Source organism: Streptomyces sp. NPDC088350, from assembly GCF_044753545.1.
In the GTDB taxonomy this organism is placed as follows: domain Bacteria; phylum Actinomycetota; class Actinomycetes; order Streptomycetales; family Streptomycetaceae; genus Streptomyces.
The window spans coordinates 237144-260901 of the sequence record NZ_JBIVNL010000011.1; the positions used below are offsets into that span (position 1 = coordinate 237144).

A 23758-nucleotide genomic window follows, 5' to 3' on the forward strand; every position below is an offset into this window, starting at 1 on the left:
TCTATTCCGTGGCCAGGACCGTGGGCGGCCTCAGCTCAAAGAACGTAGTCTCCAACGCACCGTACTTGTCCGCGAAGTGCTGCCTCAGCAGCTCATGCAGGTCACTCTCGTCATCGACGACGATCAGTTGATGGGCACCCGGCACGCCCAAGGCCTCGCTGAACGCAGAGAGTTGGTCGGGCGGGTGGCGGGCCAGGTACGAGACCAGGTCGTATCCGGGGACATACAGAACGCCCTCGACGGATACGAACCGGCAGCTGAACTCCCGCCGCCCGTCTGCCGCGTCGACCAGGGTCACCGGCATGTGTATGAACTGCTCCACCAGTTTGCCCTGCTGCCAGAGTTCGTCGAAGCGTTGCTCCAAGAACGTGCCCAGTGGGGATCGCACCGCGACCTCCAGCTGGACGCCCTCGCCGGAGAGCCGGCCGATGGTCAGGAAGGAGACCAGGCAGCGGTCGTCCCATCGGTACAGGGTGCCACCCGGGGACGTCGAGCACAGCCGCACCTCCATCAGCGGGCGGGATACGTCGTCAAGTCGGCGAGCGAAATGCTCCAGGATACGTATGTTGCTCAGGATCCCTAGACGAACGACGGAATCCTGCTGGCCCAGTTCAAGACTGCGCCGGATGACGGCGGGGGAATCGGGATCGAGTAGCAGGATCTGAACTCGGGCACCATGCCCAGTGGCCTCTTTGACACCGCGAAAGAAACGCTCGGCGTACTGGGGGCCGAAGAGGTTGGAGAAGGTGTCCAGCACCTTCACGTTCGAGATCGAGCCGTGGACCTGGGCGCTGAACCACTCATAGTCAAGCCGGGGGTGTTCGCGGACCCGGCCCTCCTGGGCTCGGGCGATCAGCGGGCCGATCACGAAGACGGTGATGACGACGCCCACGATGTCGGTGCCCAGGTTGAGGGTGAGGTTCTCGCTGAAGTTGTCCATGCGCTTGGCGAGCCAGAGCAACAGTCCGGCGCAGGCGGCGAGCAGGAGGAGCACAGTGAGGCTCTGCGGGCGGCGCGGAGTGCGCAAGGCGCGGAGCAGCCGGCGCGGCGGCCTCACCGACGGCGTTCGTCCGTTCACCCGCGCTCCCTCCCCGGCCGCGCCCGCGCACGGCAGAGCGCGCTCCCCCCTCGCGGAATCAGTGGATACCCAAGCGGGGGAGGCGCTACGCGTCGAACGAACTACCGACCGCTGGCCGGAATTCGACCTCAGCCCAGCCGGTGCATCCAGCCGTGCTTGTCCGCGGTGTCGCCGCGCTGGATGTCGAGGAGTGCCGAGCGGAGCTTCAGCGTGACCTCGCCGGGCTCGCCGCCCGACTGCGTCCACTCCGCGCCGGTGCGCTTGACCGTGCCGACCGGGGTGATGACCGCGGCCGTACCGCAGGCGAAGACCTCCGTCAGCGTGCCGTTCTCGGCGTCGCGCTGCCACTGCTCGACGGAGATCCGGCCCTCCTCCGGCTGGTAGCCGAGGTCGCGGGCCAGGGTGAGGAGGGAGTCACGGGTCACGCCCTCCAGGATCGAGCCGGTGAGGGTGGGGGTGACGATCCGGTCGCCGTACACGAAGTACAGGTTCATGCCGCCGAGTTCCTCGACCCACTTGCGCTCGACCGCGTCGAGGTAGCAGACCTGGGCGCAGCCCTGTTCGGCGGCCTCGGCCTGGGCGAGGAGGGAGGCGGCGTAGTTGCCGCCGGTCTTGGCGTCGCCCATGCCGCCGGGGACGGCGCGGACGTGGTCCTCGGAGACCCAGATGGAGACGGGCTGCACGCCGCCGGGGAAGTAGGCGCCGGCCGGGGAGGCGATGACCAGGAAGAGGTACTCGTTGGCGGGCTTCACGCCCAGGCCGACCTCGGTCGCGATCATGAACGGGCGGAGGTAGAGGGACTCCTCGCCGCCGTGCGCCGGGACCCAGTCGCGGTCCTGCTGGACCAGCACGTCACAGGCCTCGATGAACGTCTCGACCGGCAGCTCGGGCATGCCGAGGCGGCGCGCGGAGGTCTGGAAGCGGCGGGCGTTCTTCTCGGGGCGGAAGGTGGCGACGGAGCCGTCGGCCTGCCGGTACGCCTTGAGGCCCTCGAAGATCTCCTGCGCGTAGTGCAGGGTCATGTTCGCCGGGTCGAGGGAGAGGGGGCCGTACGGCACGAGCTGGCCGTCGTGCCAGCCGCGGCCCTCGGTCCACTTGATCGTCACCATGTGGTCGGTGAAGTGGCGGCCGAACCCGGGGTTCGCCAGAATCGCGTCGCGCTCGGCGGCGGAAAGTGGCGAGGCCGAGGGCTTGAGCTCGATCGTGGGCGTCGTCATGAGTGGTTGTCCTTCACCGGTTGTGTGTGACGGGCCGCGCTCACGCCCCTCCACTGCCAGTGGCCAGTGCTAGGACGTCCGAGCATTGCCTCATTCCGCGGCTCCGCGTTCGATTATCGCGCGGGGAGGACCGTGGACGAAAACGGCGTGAATGCGACCCGGGGGATGATGGTGGCACCCGGCGGGGACATAAGAAAAGCCGCCGGGTGCATATGCGACCCGGCGGCTTCGGAAGACTACGAGAGTTCTTCGAGTGGGCGCGGGGTCAGCCGGCTACTCGTACGGCGAGCGCGTCGCCGATCTCGGTGGTGCTGCGCGCGGGCTTGCCGGTGCGCTCCGCGAGGTCGGCGGAGACGGCCTCCTCGATGCGGACGGCCTCGGCGTCGTAGCCGAGGTGGCGCAGCAGGAGGGCGACGGACAGGACCGTGGCGGTGGGGTCGGCCTTGCCCTGGCCCGCGATGTCCGGGGCCGAGCCGTGCACGGGCTCGAACATCGAGGGGAACTCGCCGGACGGGTTGATGTTCCCGCTCGCGGCGACGCCGATGCCGCCGGAGACGGCCGCGGCGAGGTCGGTGATGATGTCGCCGAAGAGGTTGTCGGTGACGATCACGTCGAAGCGGGCCGGGTCGGTGACGAGGTAGATCGTCGCCGCGTCGACGTGGATGTAGTCGGTGGTGACCTCGGGGAACTCGGCCGCGACCTTGTTGAAGACGTTCGTCCACAGGTGGCCGGCGAAGGTCAGCACGTTGTTCTTGTGGACCAGCGTGAGCTTCTTGCGCGGGCGGGCCTGGGCGCGGGCGAAGGCGTCGCGGACGACGCGCTCGACACCGAAGGCCGTGTTGACGGAGACCTCGGTGGCGACCTCGTGCTCGGTGCCCTTGCGGATGGTGCCGCCGTTGCCCGTGTACGGGCCCTCGGTGCCCTCGCGGACCACGACGAAGTCGATCTCCGGCTCACCGGCGAGGGGGGTCGCCACGCCCGGGAGCAGCTTGCTCGGCCGCAGGTTCACGTGGTGGTCGAAGGCGAAGCGCAGCTTGAGCAGGAAGCCCCGCTCAAGGACACCGGACGGGACCGACGGGTCACCGATCGCGCCCAGCAGGATCGCGTCGTGCGGCTTCAGCGCGGCCAGGTCGGCGTCGGTGAGGGTCTCACCGGTCGCGTGGTAGCGGCGGGCGCCGAAGTCGAACTCCTTGGTCTCCAGCTTCACATCCTGCGGAAGGACGGCGGAGAGGACCTTGAGACCTTCGGCCACGACTTCCTGACCGATGCCGTCACCGGGGATCACTGCGAGATCGATGCTGCGAGACATGCCCGTCACCGTACTCCTCGTCCCATGGGATGACATGGGGTGTCCAAGATGCGGACGCGTCTCGGGGGTACGGTGTCGACCGTTCGACCGGCGTTCACCCTTGCGCCGGGAGGCCGTTGGACTGCTGGGGGAGTTTCATCGACATGGAGACACCGGATGTCGGCATCCCGGAACACCTCGCGTCCCGGATGAGCATGGCCGAGCAGTACGAGTACCTGCGCACCAAGCTGTCCCGGCGCCGCGCCCTGGTGACGGCGGGCTCGGTGGCGGGCGGGCTGCTGACGGGGTGTGCCGGTGGTACGGCGACGGGCGCCCAGAAGTCGGCCTCCCCCGCCACGTCGAAGGTCCCCGGCGCGGCCGTCACCCCCTTCGGCCGCCATCTCGCCTTCGGCGCCGACCCGAAGACCGCGATGCGGGTCTCCTGGCAGGTGCCGTTCGCGGTCAAGGAGCCGTACGTGCGCATCGGGACGAAGCCCGACGACCTCGGCCGCAGGATCACCGCCGAGGTACGCGACCTGCACACTCCGGGGCTGACGGGTGTACGCCCGGCCGTCGAGCAGTACTACGTCCACGCGGCCCTGAACGGCCTCCGCCCCGGCACGACGTACTACTACGGCGTCGGCCACGAGGGCTTCGACCCGGCCGCCCCGGCCCACCGCTCGACGATCGGCTCGTTCCGTACGGCGCCGGCGAGCCCGGAGAAGTTCGTGTTCACGGCCTTCGGCGACCAGGGCGTGAGCAACGCGGCGGCCACCAACGACCACGTCGTCCTGCGCCAGAACCCCGCCTTCCACCTCCACGCCGGTGACATCTGCTACGCCGACACCAACGGCCAGGGCAAGAAGACGGACGGCTACGACCCGACGTACTGGAACCTCTTCCTCAAGCAGAACGAGGGCGTCTCCCGGTCCGTCCCGTGGATGGTGACGACCGGGAACCACGACATGGAGGCCTGGTACTCCCCCGACGGCTACGGCGGCCAGCTCGCCCGCTGGTCCCTCCCGGACAACGGCTTCGACCCGACGCACGCGCCCGGCGTGTACTCCTTCGTCTACGGCAACGTCGGCGTCGTGGCGCTCGACGCGAACGACGTGTCGTACGAGATCACCGCCAACCTCGGCTACACCGGCGGCAAGCAGACGAAGTGGCTGGACGGCAGGCTGCGCGACCTGCGGGCGACCAAGGGGATCGATTTCCTCGTGGTCTTCTTCCACCACTGCGCGTACTCGACCTCCGCGCACGCCTCGGACGGCGGGGTACGGGCCGAGTGGCTGCCGCTGTTCAAGAAGCACCAGGTGGACCTGGTGATCAACGGGCACAACCACGTCTACGAGCGGACCGACGCCGTCAAGGACGGCGCGGTCGGCAGGGCGGTGCCCATCGGTGCTTCCACCGATCCGACGAAGGACGGCATCGTCTACGTCACGGCGGGCGGCGGCGGCCGGGATCTGTACGGCTTCCCGGCGGGCGTCAAGGAGAGCTACGAGGGGCACGTCACCCGGCACGGGGCGATCGACACCGCGCAGTGGGCGAAGGGGCAGCACGCGAGGGCGGAGACGGTGGAGTGGTCGCGGGTGCGCTACCGGGGCTTCTCCCTCCTCGCGGTGGAGGCGGAGAGCGGCGGCACGCCCCGGCTCAAGGTGTCGGCGCTGGACCAGAACGGCAGGCGCATCGACCACTTCGAGGTGCGGCGCGGCCGATGAGACCGCGCCGCACCCCGTACGGGCGCGGCTCCCGGCTGGTGGGTGGTGTTACTGCGGCTCAGTGGCCGGTCTCGCCGCCGTTGTCCCGGCGGTCGAGGGCACGCTGGAGAGCTGCGGCGGCGTTCTTGCGCTCGGACTCGCTCGTGCGGGACACGTGGCGGACGCGGCGGCGGACGGTCGTCTCGGCCATGGAGAATCGACTCCTTCGATAATTCCTGGAGTGCGGAAGGGGGTTACGAGACGCCGGAGGGGGCGGGGAGCAGTGGGCCGCAGGGATTGCCTGCGCGATGCCCGGCTCACGGCCGCCATTCGCTTGGTCGAGCGAGACGTTCGGCTCCTACAAAGCTAGGACAGGGCCGCGCATCTGTCTCCACAATTACTCGGACTTCCTACTATCTGAGACGGTGAAACGAGTCACAGGTCGCTGACCTGCGGTTTCACAAAATGCGTCGCTACCTCAGAGCACATCCCCGTCACGCCAGTCGAAGAGAAGCTCCTCGCCGAGGTCGAGAGGTCCGGCGAGTGCGGGGCGGACGTACGTACTGTCCTCCTCCTCGGGCAGGTGGACGATGCCGTCCGGGCCGAGGGCGGAGATCTTGCCGCCCCACAGCCGCCAGCCGCGCACGGTGTAGAGACGGGCGCCGTCGTCGCTCGCGCCGAGCAGACCGACGTCGTAGGCGTGGTCGACGATCCGCTCCAGCTCGGCCATGACCCGCCCGCCGTGTCCCCGGCGCCGCGCGTCGGGCCGTACGCCGACCCCCTCCACGTACCCGACCCGGAGCCAGCGCCCGCGATACCGCACCCGGCGCATGACGACCGAGCCGTGCGCGACGAGCCCGGTGTCGTCGGCGAGCAGGGCGTGCACGCCGCCGAGGCCGTGCTCCCAGTCCTGGTCGGTGAGGTCGCCGCCGAAGGCCGCGTCCAGCAGTTCGCGGGCGGCGCGGAGGTCGGCCGGGGTGAGGTCGGCCGTGTGGGCGGTGCGCATACGGATGGTCACGGGGTCAGTATCGGAGACGACGGCTCAGAGTGCTGCCGTCATCACCGCATCGCGAAATCCGGACGGGTCCTCGACCCATGGCAGATGCCCGGCCGCCGGCAGGGTCACCCGCCGCACCCGGGGCAGCGCCCGCGCGAGCGAGTCGACCGCCGAGCGGGGCCGGATGTCCTGGGCACCGTCCACGATGACGACCGGCACGTCGAGGGCCCGGCAGGCGGCGTACAGGGCGGGGGTGCCGGTGGTCTGCTTCGCTTCGGCGTTCAGGGCCTTGTTGCAGGGGAAGTTGATCGGGAACCAGGGGTCGGCCATCCGCTCGGCGTGCTCGATCGCCCGGTCGCGGTCCACGAATTCGGCCGACCACTGGAGCACGGCCCGGTCACGGCTCTCGTCGGGCAACTCCCGCCAGCGGGCGAGCCGTTGGGGATCCTCGCCGAGTCGCCCGAGGAGGTTCTCCTCGTAGGCGTCGTGCCAGTCGGCGTCGGGCCCGATGCCGGTGCCGCTGACGTAGACGAGGGCGGCGACGCGGTCCGGGTGGGCGAGGGCGTAGCTCAGGGCGAGCGACGCGCCCCAGGAGTGGCCGAGCAGCACGGGCCGCTCCAGCGCGAAGTGCCGTCGTACGGCGTCGAGATCGGCCACGAACCGCTCGGTGGTCCACGGGCCCGCGCAGGGCTCGGACCGGCCGCAGCCGCGCTGGTCCCAACGGACCACCGTGGCACGGTCGTCGAACATCGCGGCCACGTCCTCGGACATGTCCCACAGTCCGGGTCCGCCGTGGCACAGCACCAGGGGTGTGGTGCCGGGTGTGCCACGGCCGGACCGGGAGGCCCACAGCCGTACTCCGTCGTCCGCCGTAACCGCCGTGTTCCGCAGAGGGGTTGAGGTCATGACGGGGAGTCTGCCCGCTGCGGGCACTGTGTGGCTGTCAGCCCATGTGCGGGTAGGTGTAGTCGGTCGGCGCCACCAGGGTCTCCTTGATGGCTCGGGTCAGGGTCCAGCGCATCAGGTTCTGGGGGGCGCCGGCCTTGTCGTTGGTGCCGGAGGAACGGCCGCCGCCGAAGGGCTGCTGGCCGACGACCGCGCCGGTCGACTTGTCGTTGATGTAGAAGTTGCCGGCCGCGTAGCGCAGCTTCTCCATCGTGTACGCCGCCGCCGCACGGTCGCCCGCGATGACCGAGCCCGTCAGCGCGTAGTCCGAGACCGACTCCATCTGGGTCAGCATCTCGTCGTAGTTCTCGTCGTCGTAGACGTGCACGGCGAGGAACGGGCCGAAGTACTCCGTGGTGAACACCTCGTTGGCCGGGTCGCTGCACTCGACGACCGTCGGGCGGACGAACCAGCCGACCGAGTCGTCGTACGAACCGCCCGCCACGATCGTGCAGTTGGGGTCCGCCTTGGCGCGGTCGATGGCCGCCTTGTTCTTGGCGAAGGCGCGCTCGTCGATGACCGCGCCGATGAAGTTGGAGAGGTCGGTGACGTCGCCCATGGTCAAGTACTCGACCTCGGCGGCGAATTCCTCCTTGAAACCGGAGTTCCAGATCGACGCCGGGATGTACGCCCGGGAGGTCGCGGAGCACTTCTGCCCCTGGTACTCGAAGGAACCCCGGGTCAACGCCGTCTTCAACACGGCACGGTCCGCGCTCGGGTGGGCGACGACGAAGTCCTTGCCGCCGGTCTCGCCGACCAGGCGCGGGTAGGAGCGGTACTTCTCGATGTTCGCGCCGACCGTCTTCCACAGGTACTGGAAGGTCTTGGTGGACCCGGTGAAGTGGATGGCGGCCAGGTCCCGGTGCTCCAGGGCGACCTTGGAGACCTCGATGCCGTCGCCGGTGACGAGGTTGATGACGCCCTTGGGCAGCCCGGCCTCCTCCAGCAACCGCATGAGCAGAACGGCGGAATGGGTCTGCGTCGGGCTCGGCTTCCAGACCACCACATTGCCCATCAGCGCGGGCGCCGTCGGCAGGTTGCCCGCGATCGCGGTGAAGTTGAACGGGGTGATCGCGTAGACGAAGCCTTCGAGCGGGCGGTGGTCGAGGCGGTTCCAGACGCCCGGGGAGTTCGCCGGGGGCTGCTCGGCGAGCAGGTCGCGGGCGTACTTCACATTGAAGCGCCAGAAGTCGACCAGCTCGCAGGGGCAGTCGATCTCGGCCTGCTGGGCGGTCTTCGACTGCCCGAGCATGGTGGAGGCGGCGAGGGTCTCCCGCCACGGGCCGGACAGCAACTCCGCCGCGCGCAGGATGATCGCGGCGCGGTCGTCGAAGGACATCGCGCGCCAGGCGGGCGCGGCGGCGAGGGCCGCGTCGATCGCGTCCTGGGCGTCGGACCGGGTCGCGTTGGCGTACGTCCCGATCCGCGCCTTGTGGTTGTGCGGCTGTACGACGTCGACGCGCTCGCCGCCGCCCATCCGCCGCTCGCCGCCGACGGTCATCGGCAGGTCGATCGGGTTCTCGGCCAGTTCCTTGAGCTTGGCCTCCAGACGGGCACGCTCGGGAGAACCGGGCGCGTAGCCGTGCACCGGCTCGTTGACGGGGGTGGGGACCTGGGTCACAGCGTCCATGAGTTCCGTAACTCCTTGTACGTGAGCGGGTGTTCGGTCAGCCCTTGGTGAGGGTGGATCGTGCGAAGAAGAGGAGGTTGGCCGGCTTCTCCGCGAGGCGCCGCATGCTGTGCCTTCCCGGGGGACAACCCCCGGACCCCCGGCAGAAATACCTCGGCGCGGGCGTCATCTCTCAGCCCCTGGTCAGCATGCTGCGGGCGAAGAAGCGCAGATTCGCCGGCTTCTCCGCAAGGCGCCGCATGAAGTAGCCGTACCAGTCCGTGCCGTAGGCCGTGTAGACGCGCATGCGGTGGCCTTCGGCGGCGAGCCGCAGATGTTCCTCGCTCCTGATCCCGTACAGCATCTGGAACTCGTACTCGTCGAGCTTGCGGCCCGCGCGCCGGGCGAGTTCCTGGGCGATGGAGATGAGGCGGGGGTCGTGGGACCCGATCATCGGGTAGCCGTCGCCCTCCATCAGGATCCGCAGGACGCGGACGTACGCCTTGTCGATCTCGTGCTTCTGCTGGTACGCGACCTCGGCGGGCTCCTTGTACGCGCCCTTCACCAGCCGGACGCGGCTGCCGGCCTCGGCGAGGCGGCGGGCGTCGGCCTCGGTGCGGAAGAGGTAGGCCTGGATGACGCAGCCGGTCTGCGGGAAGTCCTTCCGCAGCTCCTCGTGGATCGCGAACATCGAGTCGAGGGTGGTGTGGTCCTCGGCGTCGAGCGTGACGGTCGTACCGATGGCGGCGGCGGCCTCGACGACGGGCCGGACGTTCGCGAGGGCGAGTTCGTGACCGCCGTGGAATGCAGGGGCGGGCCCGGAGGGCCCTTCGAGCAGGGTGGTGGTGGGCGACGGGAGGGACTGGCCGAACATGGACAGCTTGATGGACATCTCGGCCCGGGGGCCCAGTTCCAGCTCCGCGAGCCGCTCGACGAGCAGGAGATAGGCGTCGCGGGCGGCGGCGGCCTGCTCGGGGGTGGTGATGTCCTCGCCGACGACGTCCATCGTCAGTTCCAGGCCCTTGGCGGTGAGGTCCTGGATGATCGGCACGATCTCGTCCACGGTCTCGCCGGGGATGAAGCGGTCGACGACCTGCTTGGTCACCGGCGCCGCCGAGATCAGCCGGCGCATCTGATCGCTGCGCGAGGCGGCGAGAATCACGGGACCCAGCACGGGGCACCTCCAGGCGGTCGAACATACGGGGAACCACCGTGAAACCTAGGGATGTCTCCGATCGTCGGCCATCGACAGCTGTCACGCATCCGTGCCGCAGATCTCAGACAGATGTATGAAGGCGGCCGGGAACCGGCGCGGGAATGCGGGAGAATGCCCGGGTGACATCCGATTCCAGAGGCGACTACCAGGAGCTCGTGGACGAGATCTCCGAGCTGCTCGGCGCCCCGGCGACCCTGGAGAACCGTGACTTCGAACTGATCGCCTTCGGGGCCTACGACGGCGAGGGCGACCTGGACCCGTCGGCACTGGACCCGGTCCGCACCCGCTCGATCCTGACCCGGCGCTCCACGGCGGCGATCCGCACCTGGTTCGAGGGCTTCGGCATCACCCGGGCGACCGGCCCGGTCCGCATCCCGCCGACCCCGGAGGCCGGGGTCTACCGGGGCCGTATCTGCCTCCCCGTCCGCCATCGGGGCGTCGTCCTCGGCTACGTCTGGCTCCTGACCGACGACCCGGGGCCCGGCGCCCCGCAGCTGGACGCGGCCATGGAGGTGACGGCCCGTATCGGCGCGCTCCTCGCGGACGAGGCACAGGCGGGCGCCGACCTCACGCGCGAGCTGCGGGCCGTCCTCACCGCCGAGCGGGGCTGGCAGCGGGACATGGCGGTGGCCGCGCTGCGTACGGCGCTGGGCCCGCGCGGCGAGGGCCCGCACACGGTGGTCTGCGTGGCCCCCTGGCCGTCGACCGCCGACCCGGACGAGGCCCCGTCGGCCCGTACGGTGCCGCACGCGACGGCGCTGTGCACGGTGCCGTGGGGGGCGGAGGGGGGCCAGTGCCTGGCGGTGCTGGTACGGCTGCGTTCCGCGGACGTCCTGACGCCGGCGACCTCGGCGGCGACCCGTCTGCTCGAACGGGCCTCCGGCACCCGGGCCACGCACGGCGGAGCGGCCGGCCCGGGTGAGCCGGGAGGCGGCGAGGCGGCGGAGGCCGGTGCGGCGGGCCGGGCGGGCCGGGCGGGCCGGGCGGGCCGGGGCCGGGGCGGCGGGTTCGCCGCGGGGGTCGCCGGCGGGCGGCTCGGGCTGGCGGTGATCGGCGTGGCCTGGCAGGAGGCCTCGGCCGCGGCGCGGGCGGCGCTGGCAGAGCCGCGACACGGGCCGGTGGCCACCTGGGCGACGATCGGGCCGTACCGTCTACTGACGGCGCTGCCCTCGGAGATCGCCCACGACCCCTCCGTACGGACCCTGCTGGCCCCCGCCCATCACGCACTCGTCCGCACCGCCGAGGTGTACCTGGACCGCGCGGGCCAGGCCGGTCTGACGGCCGCCGAGCTGGGGATCCACCGCCAGACCCTGTACTACCGGCTGTCACGCGTGGAACAGCTGACGGGACTGGACCTGGACGACGGAGAGGACCGGCTGCTGCTGCACATGGCGCTCAAAGGGGCCCGGCTGCGCTGAAGTTCACCCCCGGCGGGAATGTCGGACATCGAGGCATGCGGGGTCCGGGAACGCTAGCCTCTCGTGCTGTACCGGGCGGCCGAGGGCTATGGGGGACGAGGGACGTGGAGAGCGACGTGGCGGCGTTCCGCCGGATGGAGCGTCATCTGCTGGGCTCGGCACAGGAGGCCAACTACCTGGTCGACCTGTCCAACGTGGTCCGGGACACCACGCTCGGCGGCGGCAGTCCCCGGGCGTTGCAGCGATTACGGCTGGTCCTGCGGGCGCTGCGCGAGTCCACCGGCGACCATGAGGTCACCGTCCACGCGATCGCGGACAACAGCCTGCTGCATCCGCGCCACGACGGGGAGTTCCCCGACCCCGGGGAGGGCCCGCTGCTGCGCGAGTGGCGGGACCGCGGTCTCATCGCCGCCATCGCCAAGGCGGATCCGGACCTGCTGGACCACGCGAACGAGTTCGGTATCCGGGTCATCAGCGGGGACTACTTCCGGGGCCACCGGGGGGAGCACCCCTGGATCCAGGGAGACCGTGAACACTTCCTCAAACCCGAACGGCACGACGGCGGTCCGGTGCGGCTGGTGCTGCGGGACATGCGGGTCTTCGCCGACAGCGAGATCTCCCGCGAGGGCGAGCGCGACGCCCTCAAAGCCCGCAACCTGCTGGACTTCCAGGGCCGCCCGCGCTCGGACGTGCTGGGGCGGTCCTGGCGCTGCCCGCACCCGGGCTGCAACCCCGGCCCCGCCGTCCAGGGCGGCAAGGTGGTCTGCCGGTCCCACCGGACGCTGCTGACGGACACCGGCCCCCGCCGCCGTCGTATCCAGCTCAAGATCTTCATCGACGGCAGGTGCCACGCCTGGGAGAACCTGAGCGAGGGCCCCGAGGGTCAGGACAAGGAGTTCGGCCTCGGGCGCAACCACCTCGGGCGCGTCGAGGAGCGTCATCTGTCCGACGAGCGACGGCGCGCGATCAGCAGGCGACATCTGCTGATCGTGAGCAGCCGGGGAGTGCTGCGGGTCCTCGACACCAGCAGGGTGGGCAGCCGGATCCGCACGCTGCGGCCGGGCGGGGAGCCCACTCCGTGGCAGCCCCTGCCACGCCTCGACGCGGACGCCGGGCCCGGGGAGCGGATCGCGCGCGCCTTCGGAGCGGACGACGAGATCGAGATGGTGCCCGGGATCGTGCTGCGCCGAAGTGGCCAGCGATGGCCGGAGGAACGTCCCGAGGGCGTCCGCGCCAAGCCGCCCAGGCGCCCCAGGGCCGGCGACGAACTGACGAACCCGGGCTGACCGGGAATGGGGTGTGGGGAAGCGGTGCGGAATCCGGTAGGGGGTTGAGTGGAGCCGCTGCGGGAGGACGATCCCGAACGAATCGGCGGGCACCGGCTGTTCGCCCTGCTGGGCGAGGGCGGCTGGGGAAGCGTCTACTTCGCCCGCTGCTCGCAGAGCGGGCGCAACATGGCGCTCAAGACGATCCAGCCCAAGTGGCTCGAGGGGGACCCGGAGCGTTTCCGCAAGCGTTTCGCCCGGGAGGTCGAGGCCGCCAAGTCGGTCGACCCCAAGGTCACCGCCGAGGTCTTCTCCTACGACACCCTCGCCCCGGAGCCCTGGTTCGCCACCCGCTACATCCCCGGGGTGACGCTGCGTGAGGCGCTCGACCACGGCGCGAATCCGCTGTCGCTGCGCGTCTGGCGGGTGCTGGCGGCCGATCTGACCGACGCCCTGCGGAGCATCCACAGTTCGAACCTCGTCCACCGCGACCTCAAACTCGGCAATGTCCTCCTGGACGCCCAGGGCGCCTCCGTCATCGACTTCGGGATCGCCCGGCACCTCTCCCCGGAGGACGGCGCCAGCCTGACCAGGACCGGGGTCACCCTCCGGACCGACACCTTCGCCTCACCCGAACAGCTCCGGGAACAGCAGGTGGGACCGCCCACCGATGTCTTCGCGCTGGGTGTGGTGCTGGCCTACACGGCCCAGAACCGCCACCCGTTCGGGACCGGCTCCTCGGCGGAGATCGTCTCGAACATCCTGAACGGTCATGTGTCGCTCGACGGCCTGCCCGCCGTGGTGGACCAGGTGGTCCGCCCATGCCTGGAGCCCAGGCCCGAGAACCGGCCCACGCCCGCGGAGATCGCCGAGCTGTTGTCCAGGGAGGCACCGCGGAGGACGAACGACTGGCAGCTGCCTCCGGGACTGCGGACCGAGATCCACCAGCGGTCCCGTTTCGCCCACGACATCGCCGAGCCGCTCCGTCCACGGCACTACAGGAACGGATCGTCACCGACGGGTTCCCCGTCCGCGTCCGGGCTCACGTCCGATCCGACCCCGGCGGAGGACCGGGCCGCGCCGAACGCCCGGCTGTCACGGGAACGCGATCTGTCGTCGGCGCCCGCGGCGCGGGCGGACACCGACACGACCGTCCCGCCGGCGCCCGCCGCCTCCGAAGTGAAGGCACCGGAGGCGGCGGGCAAGGCCGCGCCGAAGACCGGCGACAACGACGTGGACGCCCAGCTCCGTGCCGCCGCCGGGGCCGGCAATCTCGAAGCGATGCGCATGCTCGCCGCCCGCCTCAAGAGTGCCGGCGAAGTGGATTCGGCCCTGCTGTGGTTCCGGAAGGCGGCGCACGCCGGCAACGCCACCGCCGCCCGCGAGGCCGCGCAGCTGATCGAGAAGCACTTCCCCGACCGACGGGGACAGGCGCTGGCGCTGTACCGGATGGCGGCGGACGCCGGTGAGGTCTTCGCGCGGACGCGGCTGGCCGAACTGGGGGTACAGGAGCAGGCCCGGCCGAAGGCAGCGGCCCCCGCGAAGACGGCGGCCAAGACGAAAGCCGCGGCGCCGGCCAAGACCCCGCAGAAGAACGCCAAGACCGCGAAGAACGGCGGAACGGCGGCCCCCGCCCAGATGTCCGCGGCGGAGCAGGCGCTGCTCCGCGAGCACCGGGCATCGGCGATGGAGGGGCAGATCGGGTCCGTACTCGCCCTGGCGAACTGGTACAAGCAGAAGAAACGCGACAAGGACGCGCTCGTCTGGTTCTGGCGAGCCGCCGAGGCCGGTCACCCCCATGGCATGCAAATGACCGCGCAACTGCTCGCCAAGGATCGTGAGCGCGGCCGGGAGTCACGCGAGTGGTACTTCAAGGCGGCCAACGCGGGCAACACGGCGGCCATGCACTGGACGGGGCGCGTGCTGCTCCAGGAGGGCCGCCCGGCCGACGCGTTCGTCCACTTCCGCGGCGCCGCCGAGAAGGGACACGCGCCTTCCATGGTCGAGGTGGCTCACGCCCTGGAGGCGTCGGGGCAGCTGGACCAGTCCTTGGAGTGGCTCACCCGGGCCATCTCGAAAGGCAGCGCCGTGGCGTCCAAGGAGGCCGTGCGCGTCCGTGCCGAGCTGCGGCGCACCTCGCCGCCTCCCCGAACCGAGCCGCCGCGGAAGACGGCGCCGAACCAGGCGGCCCCGAAGACCGACACCACCGCCAAGTCCGGCCGACCGGATGTCCCCTCACTGCGCAAGCAGGCCGCGAAACACGAGAAAGAAGGCCGTCTGCAGAAGGCACTGGACAGCTACGCCCAGGCGGAACAACTGGGCGACGTGGCCTCCAAGCGGGACGTCGCCCGGCTGTGCCTGCAACTGTGCGACCGCACCGACGCCGCCGACGAGCGCAGGCGTCTGCGGAAGCGCGCGGTGCGGCTCTACCGGAAGCTGGCCGAGAAGGGCGACCAGCCGTCGATCCGGGCCCTGGCCGAACTGGGGGTGAGCACCGATGCCAAGCAACAGGCACAGCCCCAGGCGCAGACCCAGTTGGAAACACAGTTGCAGGCCGCCAGGGCGGGCAACTCCAAGGCCATGCGCGCCGTTGCCCGCACCTATCTGAGGACGGGGTCCGAGGAACATGTGCAGGCGGCCCTGGCCTGGCTGCGGCAGGCGGGCGAGTTGAACAACACCGGGGCCATGCTGGACGGCGCCCGCGTGTACGAGGAACAGGGGCAGCACCGGGACGCCCTCGAGTGGTACTGCTGGGCCAAGGACAGCGGCGACACGACGGCGGCGTCCCACATCGAGCGCCTCAGGGCCGAGTACCCGGGCATCGCACTGGTGCAACGCCTGTCCAGGCGCCTGCGCCGCGCGTGGTCCTGACACCCTGGTCGACCGCGATGCCGCGTTCCGGGACGCGGTGCCGGCGTTCCTGGCCGCACAACTCCTCCCGGACGAGCCACCCTTCGTCGTCCCCATGGCAGGCGGGACTGGCATCGCCCTCCGGGTAGGCAGGGCGCACAAATGTGACACTCGATGGCCGAAGTGTCACATTTCCACGAAGAGGGTCCCCAGCGGAGCGCGTCGGCAGCCTTCACCCTCGACGTACGACACGAGCGAACGGTCCGGCAGCGCCCGCCTCGTCCTGCCCGGCGGCATCACGGCAGACCTGACCGGATATCGGTGGGCCTTGACGCTGACCGCGCTCCTGATGCCGGGGGCGGTGGCACCGGCATTGCGGGACCGGCGGGTCACCTCGGCTTCCGCACACCCTCCAGCACTTGCCGCAGACCCTCGGTGAGCTGCGCCGCGTCCGGTGCGCTCTTCGGGTCGAAGTTCCACTGCGCGATGAGTCCCGTGATCAGCGTCATGTAGAGGGCGCCGACGGTGTCCGCGGTCTCGTCCGAGACGTCCGCCTCCGGCACGCTCATCATCAACGAGACCATGCCCCGCCCGCCTTCACGCTGGGCCCGGGCCAACTGGTCGCGCACCTCGGGCAGTTTGTCGCCCATGGTCATGATCTCCATGCCGAGTCCCCACATCGAACCGGGCTCACTCATGGTGGCGACGATGTTCGAGAACACCGCCCGGAACCGCTCCAGCGAACCGGGCTCGCCGCCGATCACCGCGCCCGCACCCCCCTCGAAGGCGTCGGACGTCTGCTCCACCAGCGCCAGGTAGGCCTGCGCGAGCAGCGCGTCCTTCGAACCGTAGTGGTAGCCGATGGACGCGAGGTTGGTCCCCGACTCCTTGACGATGTCGCGCGCCGTCGTGCGCGCGAACCCCTTCTCCAGCAGGCAGCGCTTCGCGCCTTCGAGCAGATCCTCACGGTGTCCCATGCCCTTCACCGTACAGCCGGTCCATACAACCGTCCCAGACAGACGAATTATACGAGCGTACTATACAAGCGTTTAATACGCGCGTACATTCACCGTCATGACGAACTCGACCAACTCGACGAGCTCCACGAACCTCGCGAGCACCCCCAACTCCCGTGCCGGCCGCCGAGAATGGACCGCTCTCGGCGTCCTGATGCTCCCGCTGCTCCTCGTCTCGATGGACGTCTCCGTCCTCTACTTCGCCATCCCGGCGATCAGCGCGGACCTGGAGCCCAGCGGCACCCAGCAGCTGTGGATCTTCGACATCTACGCCTTCGTCCTGGCCGGCCTGCTGATGACGATGGGCTCGGTCGGCGACCGCATCGGCCGCCGCAGGCTCCTCCTGATCGGCGCGGCAGCCTTCGGCACCGCCTCCCTGATCGCGGCCTACGCGAACAGCGCCGAGACCCTGATCGCCGCCCGCGCGGTCCTCGGTATCGGCGGCGCGACCCTGATGCCCTCGACGATGGCGCTGCTGCGCACGATGTTCACCGACCCCGCCCAGCGCGCGAAGGCGATCGGTCTGTGGTCCGGCGTGATGACCGCCGGCGTCGCGCTCGGCTCGGTACTCAGCGGAGTCCTCGTCCAGTACTTCTGGTGGGGCTCGGTCTTCCTGATCAACCTCCCCGCGATAGCCCTGCTCCTGCTCATCGGCCCGTTCCTGCTCCCCGAGTCGAAGAACCCCGCCCCCGGCCGCTTCGACTGGCCGAGCGTCCCGCTGTCACTGGCCGGCGTCCTGCCGGCGATCTACGGCCTCAAGGAGATCCCGTCGGAGGGCTGGCACGTCCAGTACGTCGTCTCGATCACGGTCGGCCTGCTCTTTGCCGCGCTCTTCGTCCACCGCCAGCGCACGGCGGCGTCCCCGATGATCGACCCGTCCCTCTTCCGCGCCCGGGGCTTCACCCCCTCGGTCGTCCTCAACCTCGTCTCCGCCTTCGGCATGCTGGGCTCGGCCTTCTTCACCACGCAGTACCTGCAGTCGGTGCTCGGCAAGAGTTCGATGGAGGCGGCCCTGTGGGCACTGCTCCCCTCGGTGCCGATCGGCATGGCGGCCCCACTGGCAACGACCCTCGTCCAGAAGGGAGTCGACCGCGCCCACGTCGTCGCGACCGGCTTCGCCCTTGCCTCCACCGGCTACGGCATGCTCGCCCTCACCGGCACCGACTCCCTCTGGCTGGTCCTGGCCGCCGCCGGCGTCCTCGCCTCCGGGATCGTCATGGTGATGTCCCAGATCATGGACCTCGCGATGGGCAGCGCACCGGTGGAGAAGGCGGGCGTGGCGTCCTCCCTCATGGAAACGGGAGCCGAGTTCGGCGGCGCCCTCGGCATGGCCCTCCTCGGCTCCATCGGCACGGCCGTCTACCGCCACGGCATCCCGTCATCGGCCCCCGCCCCGGCCCACGAAACCCTCGGCGGCGCCCTCGCCGTCGCCCGACAGCTGCCGGGGTGCACGGGAGACGCCCTGATCGCAACCGCACGCCAGGCCTTCACCAACGGCATGCACGGCGCGGCGATCGCGGGAGCGGTACTGCTGCTGGGGGCGGCGTTCGCGGCGGCGCGGACGCTGCGGGGGATCGAAAAACGCCGGACGGGCTGAGGTTACTCAGCCCGTCCGGCGTTTGAGGACGAGGCCCCTTCAGGGCCGATCGGGGGTCTGGGGGCGGAGCCCCCAGAGGACCCCGGCCTCAGACCAGGTTCACCGAGCGGGCGGAGGTCGCCCCGATCTCCTCGGCCACCTCCGCCAACACGCCGGCGGCAACCGTGTCGTCAACCGTCAGCACGGCCAACGCCTCGCCACCCGCCACCGACCGCGACACCTGCATCCCGGCGATGTTGATCCCGGCCTCACCGAACACACGACCCACCGTCCCGACAACCCCGGGCCGGTCCTCGTACCGCAGCACCACCATGTGGTCCGCGAGCGCGAGGTCGACGTCGTAGTCCCCGACCGCGACGATCTTCTGGAGGTTCTTGGGACCGGCCAGCGTGCCGGACACCGCGACCTCCTCGCCGCTGCTCAGCGTGCCCCGCACGGTCACGACGTTGCGGTGGTCGGCGGACTCCGAGCTGGTCGTCAGCCGCACCTCAACCCCCCGTTCCTGCGCGAACAGCGGAGCGTTGACGTACGACACGGTCTCGTCGACGACGTCCTCGAACACGCCCTTGAGCGCGGAGAGTTCGAGCACCTTGACGTCGTGCTGGGTGATCTCGCCGTAAACCTCGACGTCGAGGCGGACCGCGACCTCGCCCGCGAGGGCGGTGAAGATGCGGCCGAGCTTCTCGGCGAGCGGGAGGCCGGGCTTGACGTCCTCGGCGATGACGCCGCCCTGGACGTTGACCGCGTCGGGGACGAGTTCACCGGCCAGCGCGAGGCGCACCGACTTGGCGACCGAGACACCGGCCTTCTCCTGCGCCTCGTCCGTGGAGGCGCCGAGGTGCGGGGTGGAGACGACCTGGTCGAACTCGAACAGCGGGGAGTCCGTGCAGGGCTCCTTCGCGTACACGTCGAGACCGGCGCCGGCGACGCGGCCCTCCTTGAGCGCGGAGTACAGCGCCTCCTCGTCGACGATCCCGCCGCGCGCGGCGTTGACGATGCGGACGGTCGGCTTGACCTTGCGCAGCGCCTCGTCGCCGATCAGACCGACCGTCTCGGGGGTCTTGGGCAGGTGCACGGTGATGAAGTCGGAGACTTCGAGCAGCTCGTCGAGCGACAGGATCTTGACGCCCATCTGCGCGGCCCGCGCGGGCTGGATGTAGGGGTCGTAGGCGACGACCTTCATCCCGAACGCGGACATGCGCTGCGCCACGAGGGCCCCGATACGTCCCAGACCCACCACACCCAGGGTCTTCTCGGCCAGCTCCACGCCCGTGTACTTGCTGCGCTTCCACTCGCCGTTCTTCAGCGCGGCGTTGGCCTGCGGGATGTGGCGTGCGGTCGCCAGCAGCAGACCGCAGGCCAGCTCGGCGGCGGTGACGATGTTCGAGGTGGGGGCGTTGACGACCATCACGCCGGCCTTGGTGGCGGCGGAGACGTCCACGTTGTCCAGGCCGACGCCGGCTCGTGCGACGACCTTCAGCTTCTTCGCGGCGGCGACCGCCTCGGCGTCGACCTTGGTGGCCGAACGGATCAGGATCGCGTCCACGTCGGCGATCGCGGGGAGCAGCTCGCCCCGGTCGGCGCCGTTGCAGTGCCGGATCTCGAAGTCCGGACCAAGGGCGTCCACGGTGGCGGGCGACAGCTCTTCAGCGATGAGTACGACAGGTTTCGAGCTCACGTGAGTCCTCACAAGTCCATTGCGTGCGGACGGCCGTCCCGACGGCCGCAGGCGGTGGAGGGGCTAGCCGCGGAGACGCACGACGCTGTGGGCCTGACGCGTATGTAGTACGGCAGTGTAGTGGCGCGCCGACAGTCGTCTTACGCCTCTGCGGAAGGATCACCCGTCCGAGGCTGGACGGGTTGGACAAAGGGGCCGGAGCGAGTGCTCCGGCCCCTCTGCCTCTGGCCTTACGCCTCTTCGTCGACCCAGCTCATCAGCTTGCGGAGCTGCTTGCCGGTGGTCTCCAGCAGGGACTCGGCGTCCTTCTGCTTGTACTCGTTGTACTTCTTCAGACCGCCGTGGTACTCGGCCATCCACTCACGGGCGAAGGTGCCGTCCTGGATCTCGGCGAGGACCTGCTTCATCGTGGCCTTGGTCTCGTCCGTGATGATCCGCGGGCCGGTGACGTAGTCGCCCCACTCGGCGGTCTCGGAGATCGACCAGCGCATCTTCTCCAGGCCGCCCTCGTACATGAGGTCGACGATGAGCTTCAGCTCGTGCAGGCACTCGAAGTACGCGATCTCGGGCTGGTAGCCGGCCTCGGTCAGCGTCTCGAAACCGGCCTTGACCAGCGCGGCCGTACCACCGCAGAGGACGGCCTGCTCACCGAACAGGTCGGTCTCGGTCTCCTCGGTGAAGGTCGTCTTGATGACGCCGGCGCGGGTGCCGCCGATGCCCTTCGCGTACGACAGCGCGAGCGCGAAGCCGTTGCCGGTCGCGTCCTGCTCGACGGCCGCGATACACGGAACGCCGCGGCCCTCCTCGTACTGGCGGCGGACGAGGTGGCCCGGACCCTTGGGGGCGACCATGCAGACGTCGACGCCCGCCGGCGGCTTGATGAAGTCGAAGCGGATGTTCAGGCCGTGGCCGAAGAACAGCGCGTCGCCGTCCTTGAGGTTGTCCTTGATGGACTCCTCGTAGACCTGGGCCTGGATCGGGTCCGGCACCAGGATCATGATGACGTCGGCCTCGGCGGCGGCCTCGGCGGGCGTCACCACGCGCAGGCCCTGCTCCTCGGCCTTCGCCTTGGACTTGGAGCCCTCGTGCAGACCGACGCGCACGTCGACACCCGAGTCACGGAGCGACAGCGCGTGGGCGTGGCCCTGGCTGCCGTAGCCGATGACCGCGACCTTGCGGCCCTGGATGATGGACAGGTCGGCGTCGGCGTCGTAGAACAGCTCGGCCACTTTGGGTTCTCTCCTTGGTGTGCAGGTGTTGCGTCCCACCGTATGACGGCGGTGGGAATCGAAGTTCGGGGGTCTCGGAATGCGGGCGGCCGGGGCCGCCCGCACACGGGTCTACGCGGACCGGTCGAGGGAGCGCAGCGAGCGGTCGGTGATGGAGCGGGCGCCGCGGCCGATCGCGATCGTGCCGGACTGGACCAGCTCCTTGATGCCGTACGGTTCCAGCATCTTGAGCATGGCGGACAGCTTGTCGCTGGAGCCGGTGGCCTCGACGGTGACGGCCTCCGGGGAGACGTCGACGGTCTTGGCGCGGAACAGCTGGACGATCTCGACGATCTGGGAGCGCGTCTCGTTGTCGGCGCGCACCTTCACCAGAACGAGTTCGCGCTGAACCGCGGAACCCGCCTCCAGTTCGACGATCTTGAGCACGTTGACGAGCTTGTTGAGCTGCTTGGTGACCTGTTCGAGGGGCAGTGCCTCGATCACGTTCACCACGATCGTGATGCGGGAGATCTCCGGGTGTTCGGTGACACCGACGGCGAGGGAGTCGATGTTGAAGCCTCGCCGGGAGAACAGGGCGGTGATCCGGGCGAGGACACCGGGCTTGTTCTCGACCAGGACGGAGAGCGTGTGCTTGGACATTTCTCGTTCGTCTCTCTCGCTCAGTCGTCTTCGTTGTCGCCGAAGTCGGGGCGGACGTCCCGGGCGAACATGACCTCGTCGTTGGAGGTGCCGGCCGCGACCATCGGCCACACCATGGCGTCCTCGTGGACGATGAAGTCGATCACGACGGGGCGGTCGTTGATCGAGTTCGCCTCCTCGATGACCTTGTCGAGGTCGTCGGGGGACTCGCAGCGGATCGCGTAACACCCCATCGCCTCCGACAACTTGACGAAGTCGGGGATGCGCGTGCCGGCGCTCGGCTGCTTGCCGTCGGCCTCCGGACCGCTGTGCAGCACGGTGTTGGAGTAGCGCTGGTTGTAGAACAGGGTCTGCCACTGACGGACCATGCCGAGGGCGCCGTTGTTGATGATGGCGACCTTGATCGGGATGTTGTTCAGGGCGCAGGTGGTGAGTTCCTGGTTGGTCATCTGGAAGCAGCCGTCGCCGTCGACCGCCCAGACCGTACGGTCCGGGGCACCGGCCTTGGCGCCCATCGCGGCCGGGACCGCGTAGCCCATGGTTCCGGCGCCGCCGGAGTTGAGCCAGGTCGCCGGCTTCTCGTACTGGATGTAGTGCGCGGCCCACATCTGGTGCTGGCCGACGCCCGCCGCGAAGATCGTTCCCTCCGGGGCGAGTTGGCCGATGCGCTCGATGACCTGCTGCGGGGAGAGCGAGCCGTTGTCGGGCTGCTCGTAGCCGAGCGGGTAGGTCTCGCGCCAGCGGTTGAGGTCCTTCCACCATGCGGTGTAGTCGCCGGTGTGGCCCTCGCTGTGCTCCTTCTGCACCGCCTGCACCAGGTCGGCGATGACCTCGCGGGCGTCCCCGACGATCGGCACGTCGGCGGCGCGGTTCTTGCCGATCTCCGCGGGGTCGATGTCGGCGTGGACGATCTTGGCGTACGGGGCGAAGCTGTCCAGCTTGCCGGTGACGCGGTCGTCGAAGCGGGCGCCGAGGGCGACGATCAGGTCGGCCTTCTGCAGCGCGGTGACGGCGGTGACCGCACCGTGCATGCCCGGCATTCCCACGTGCAGCTCGTGACTGTCGGGGAATGCGCCGAGCGCCATCAGGGTGGTGGTGACGGGCGCTCCGGTGAGTTCTGCGAGGACCTTCAGCTCGGCGGTGGCGTGGGCCTTGAGGACGCCGCCGCCGACGTAGAGGACGGGCCGCTTCGCGGCGGTGATCAGCTTGGCGGCCTCGCGGATCTGCTTGGCGTGCGGCTTGGTCACCGGGCGGTAGCCGGGCAGGTCCATGACCGGCGGCCAGGAGAAGGTGGTCTTCGCCTGGAGGGCGTCCTTCGCGATGTCGACCAGCACCGGGCCGGGGCGGCCGGTGGAGGCGATGTGGAAGGCCTGCGCGATGACGCGCGGGATGTCCTCGGCCTTGGTGACCAGGAAGTTGTGCTTGGTGACCGGCATCGTGATGCCGACGATGTCCGCCTCCTGGAAGGCGTCCGTACCGATCGCCTTGGACGCGACCTGCCCGGTGATCGCCACGAGCGGCACCGAGTCCATGTGCGCGTCGGCGATCGGGGTCACCAGGTTGGTGGCGCCGGGGCCCGAGGTCGCCATGCAGACGCCGACCTTGCCGGTGGCCTGCGCGTAGCCGGTGGCCGCGTGGCCCGCGCCCTGCTCGTGCCGGACCAGGACGTGACGCACCCGCGTCGAGTCCATCAGCGGGTCGTACGCCGGAAGGATCGCACCGCCGGGGATGCCGAATACCGTGTCGGCCCCGACTTCCTCAAGAGAGCGGATGAGGGACTGCGCGCCCGTGACGTGCTCGGGGGCGGACTGCTGTCCTCCGGATCGGGGCCGCGGCTGCGGATGGGCCCCGGTGGCCTGCTCGGTCATCGTCATTCTCTTCTCGATGCTGAGGGTTTTTGCGAGGTTTGTGCGGGGTTCTACTGCTGCACGGCTGGATCCTGTGCAACAAAAAACCCCTCGTGCCGTGAGGCAAGCGAGGGGAGCGCGCCGGGTGCGGTCGCTGGGAGTTCCG

At 69.9% G+C, this 23758-nt stretch carries 18 protein-coding genes; 5 read left to right on the forward strand and 13 right to left on the reverse strand.

The window, feature by feature from the left end; translation table 11 throughout:
* Position 1: 1 nt before the first annotated feature.
* The 3 genes from ACIQBL_RS35290 to ACIQBL_RS35300 form a co-directional block, all read right to left on the reverse strand.
* Entirely contained in the window at positions 2-994 is a 993-nt protein-coding gene (locus ACIQBL_RS35290) for a hypothetical protein (protein WP_401949323.1), read from the reverse strand.
* Positions 995-1206: 212 nt separating this feature from the next.
* Entirely contained in the window at positions 1207-2295 is a 1089-nt protein-coding gene (locus tag ACIQBL_RS35295; protein ID WP_401949326.1) for a branched-chain amino acid aminotransferase, read from the reverse strand.
* A gap of 265 nt (positions 2296-2560) precedes the next feature.
* Positions 2561-3604 (reverse strand): 3-isopropylmalate dehydrogenase, encoded by a 1044-nt coding sequence (locus ACIQBL_RS35300; RefSeq protein ID WP_356056615.1) that lies wholly within the window; start codon positions 3602-3604, stop codon positions 2561-2563.
* 143 nt (positions 3605-3747) lie between these two features.
* On the opposite strand from ACIQBL_RS35300, the gene ACIQBL_RS35305 reads away from it, so the two are divergent.
* A complete protein-coding gene (locus tag ACIQBL_RS35305) occupies positions 3748-5307 on the forward strand; it encodes a purple acid phosphatase family protein (protein WP_401949328.1) in 1560 nt (519 codons plus the stop codon).
* A gap of 58 nt (positions 5308-5365) precedes the next feature.
* On the opposite strand, the gene ACIQBL_RS35310 is transcribed toward ACIQBL_RS35305, so the two are convergent.
* The 5 genes from ACIQBL_RS35310 to ACIQBL_RS35330 all read right to left on the reverse strand — a co-directional run bounded on the left by ACIQBL_RS35310 (position 5366) and on the right by ACIQBL_RS35330 (position 10011).
* The gene (locus tag ACIQBL_RS35310; RefSeq protein WP_089098576.1) at positions 5366-5497 is read right to left on the reverse strand and encodes a hypothetical protein; all 132 of its coding nucleotides are present in this window, start codon (positions 5495-5497) and stop codon (positions 5366-5368) included.
* A 267-nt stretch (positions 5498-5764) separates the two neighbouring features.
* Positions 5765-6304, reverse strand: a complete 540-nt coding sequence (locus tag ACIQBL_RS35315) for a GNAT family N-acetyltransferase (protein WP_401949331.1) — start codon at positions 6302-6304, stop codon at positions 5765-5767.
* 24 nt (positions 6305-6328) lie between these two features.
* A complete protein-coding gene (locus tag ACIQBL_RS35320; RefSeq protein ID WP_401949334.1) occupies positions 6329-7189 on the reverse strand; it encodes an alpha/beta fold hydrolase in 861 nt (286 codons plus the stop codon).
* Positions 7190-7226: 37 nt separating this feature from the next.
* On the reverse strand, positions 7227-8858 hold the full coding sequence (gene pruA / locus ACIQBL_RS35325; RefSeq protein WP_401949337.1) for an L-glutamate gamma-semialdehyde dehydrogenase: 1632 nt from the start codon (positions 8856-8858) through the stop codon (positions 7227-7229).
* 172 nt (positions 8859-9030) lie between these two features.
* Positions 9031-10011 (reverse strand): proline dehydrogenase family protein, encoded by a 981-nt coding sequence (locus tag ACIQBL_RS35330; protein WP_401949340.1) that lies wholly within the window; start codon positions 10009-10011, stop codon positions 9031-9033.
* A 143-nt stretch (positions 10012-10154) separates the two neighbouring features.
* On the opposite strand from ACIQBL_RS35330, the gene ACIQBL_RS35335 reads away from it, so the two are divergent.
* The 3 genes from ACIQBL_RS35335 (at position 10155) to ACIQBL_RS35345 (ending at position 15607) form a co-directional block, all read left to right on the forward strand.
* The gene (locus tag ACIQBL_RS35335; protein WP_401949343.1) at positions 10155-11471 is read left to right on the forward strand and encodes a PucR family transcriptional regulator; all 1317 of its coding nucleotides are present in this window, start codon (positions 10155-10157) and stop codon (positions 11469-11471) included.
* A 104-nt stretch (positions 11472-11575) separates the two neighbouring features.
* A complete protein-coding gene (locus ACIQBL_RS35340) occupies positions 11576-12757 on the forward strand; it encodes an FHA domain-containing protein (RefSeq protein ID WP_401949346.1) in 1182 nt (393 codons plus the stop codon).
* Positions 12758-12805: 48 nt separating this feature from the next.
* Positions 12806-15607: a protein kinase gene (locus ACIQBL_RS35345; RefSeq protein WP_401949349.1), complete on the forward strand. Its 2802-nt coding sequence runs from the start codon at positions 12806-12808 to the stop codon at positions 15605-15607.
* 368 nt (positions 15608-15975) lie between these two features.
* Here the strand turns inward: ACIQBL_RS35345 and ACIQBL_RS35350 are convergent, their stop codons facing one another.
* Positions 15976-16563 carry a TetR/AcrR family transcriptional regulator gene (locus tag ACIQBL_RS35350; RefSeq protein ID WP_401949352.1) on the reverse strand — a complete coding sequence of 196 codons (588 nt, stop codon included), beginning with the start codon at positions 16561-16563 and terminating at the stop codon, positions 15976-15978.
* 97 nt (positions 16564-16660) lie between these two features.
* On the opposite strand from ACIQBL_RS35350, the gene ACIQBL_RS35355 reads away from it, so the two are divergent.
* Positions 16661-18199 carry an MFS transporter gene (locus tag ACIQBL_RS35355; RefSeq protein WP_401949355.1) on the forward strand — a complete coding sequence of 513 codons (1539 nt, stop codon included), beginning with the start codon at positions 16661-16663 and terminating at the stop codon, positions 18197-18199.
* A gap of 88 nt (positions 18200-18287) precedes the next feature.
* Here the strand turns inward: ACIQBL_RS35355 and serA are convergent, their stop codons facing one another.
* The 4 genes from serA to ACIQBL_RS35375 form a co-directional block, all read right to left on the reverse strand.
* Positions 18288-19877 carry a phosphoglycerate dehydrogenase gene (serA, locus tag ACIQBL_RS35360; protein WP_043680266.1) on the reverse strand — a complete coding sequence of 530 codons (1590 nt, stop codon included), beginning with the start codon at positions 19875-19877 and terminating at the stop codon, positions 18288-18290.
* A 230-nt stretch (positions 19878-20107) separates the two neighbouring features.
* Positions 20108-21106, reverse strand: coding sequence for a ketol-acid reductoisomerase (gene ilvC / locus ACIQBL_RS35365; RefSeq protein ID WP_401949358.1), 999 nt, complete (start codon positions 21104-21106; stop codon positions 20108-20110).
* Between the two features lie 111 nt (positions 21107-21217).
* On the reverse strand, positions 21218-21745 hold the full coding sequence (ilvN, locus tag ACIQBL_RS35370) for an acetolactate synthase small subunit (protein ID WP_043680260.1): 528 nt from the start codon (positions 21743-21745) through the stop codon (positions 21218-21220).
* A gap of 20 nt (positions 21746-21765) precedes the next feature.
* Complete coding sequence (locus ACIQBL_RS35375; RefSeq protein WP_401949361.1) at positions 21766-23619, reverse strand: acetolactate synthase large subunit; 1854 nt, start codon at positions 23617-23619, stop codon at positions 21766-21768.
* Positions 23620-23758: the final 139 nt, after the last annotated feature.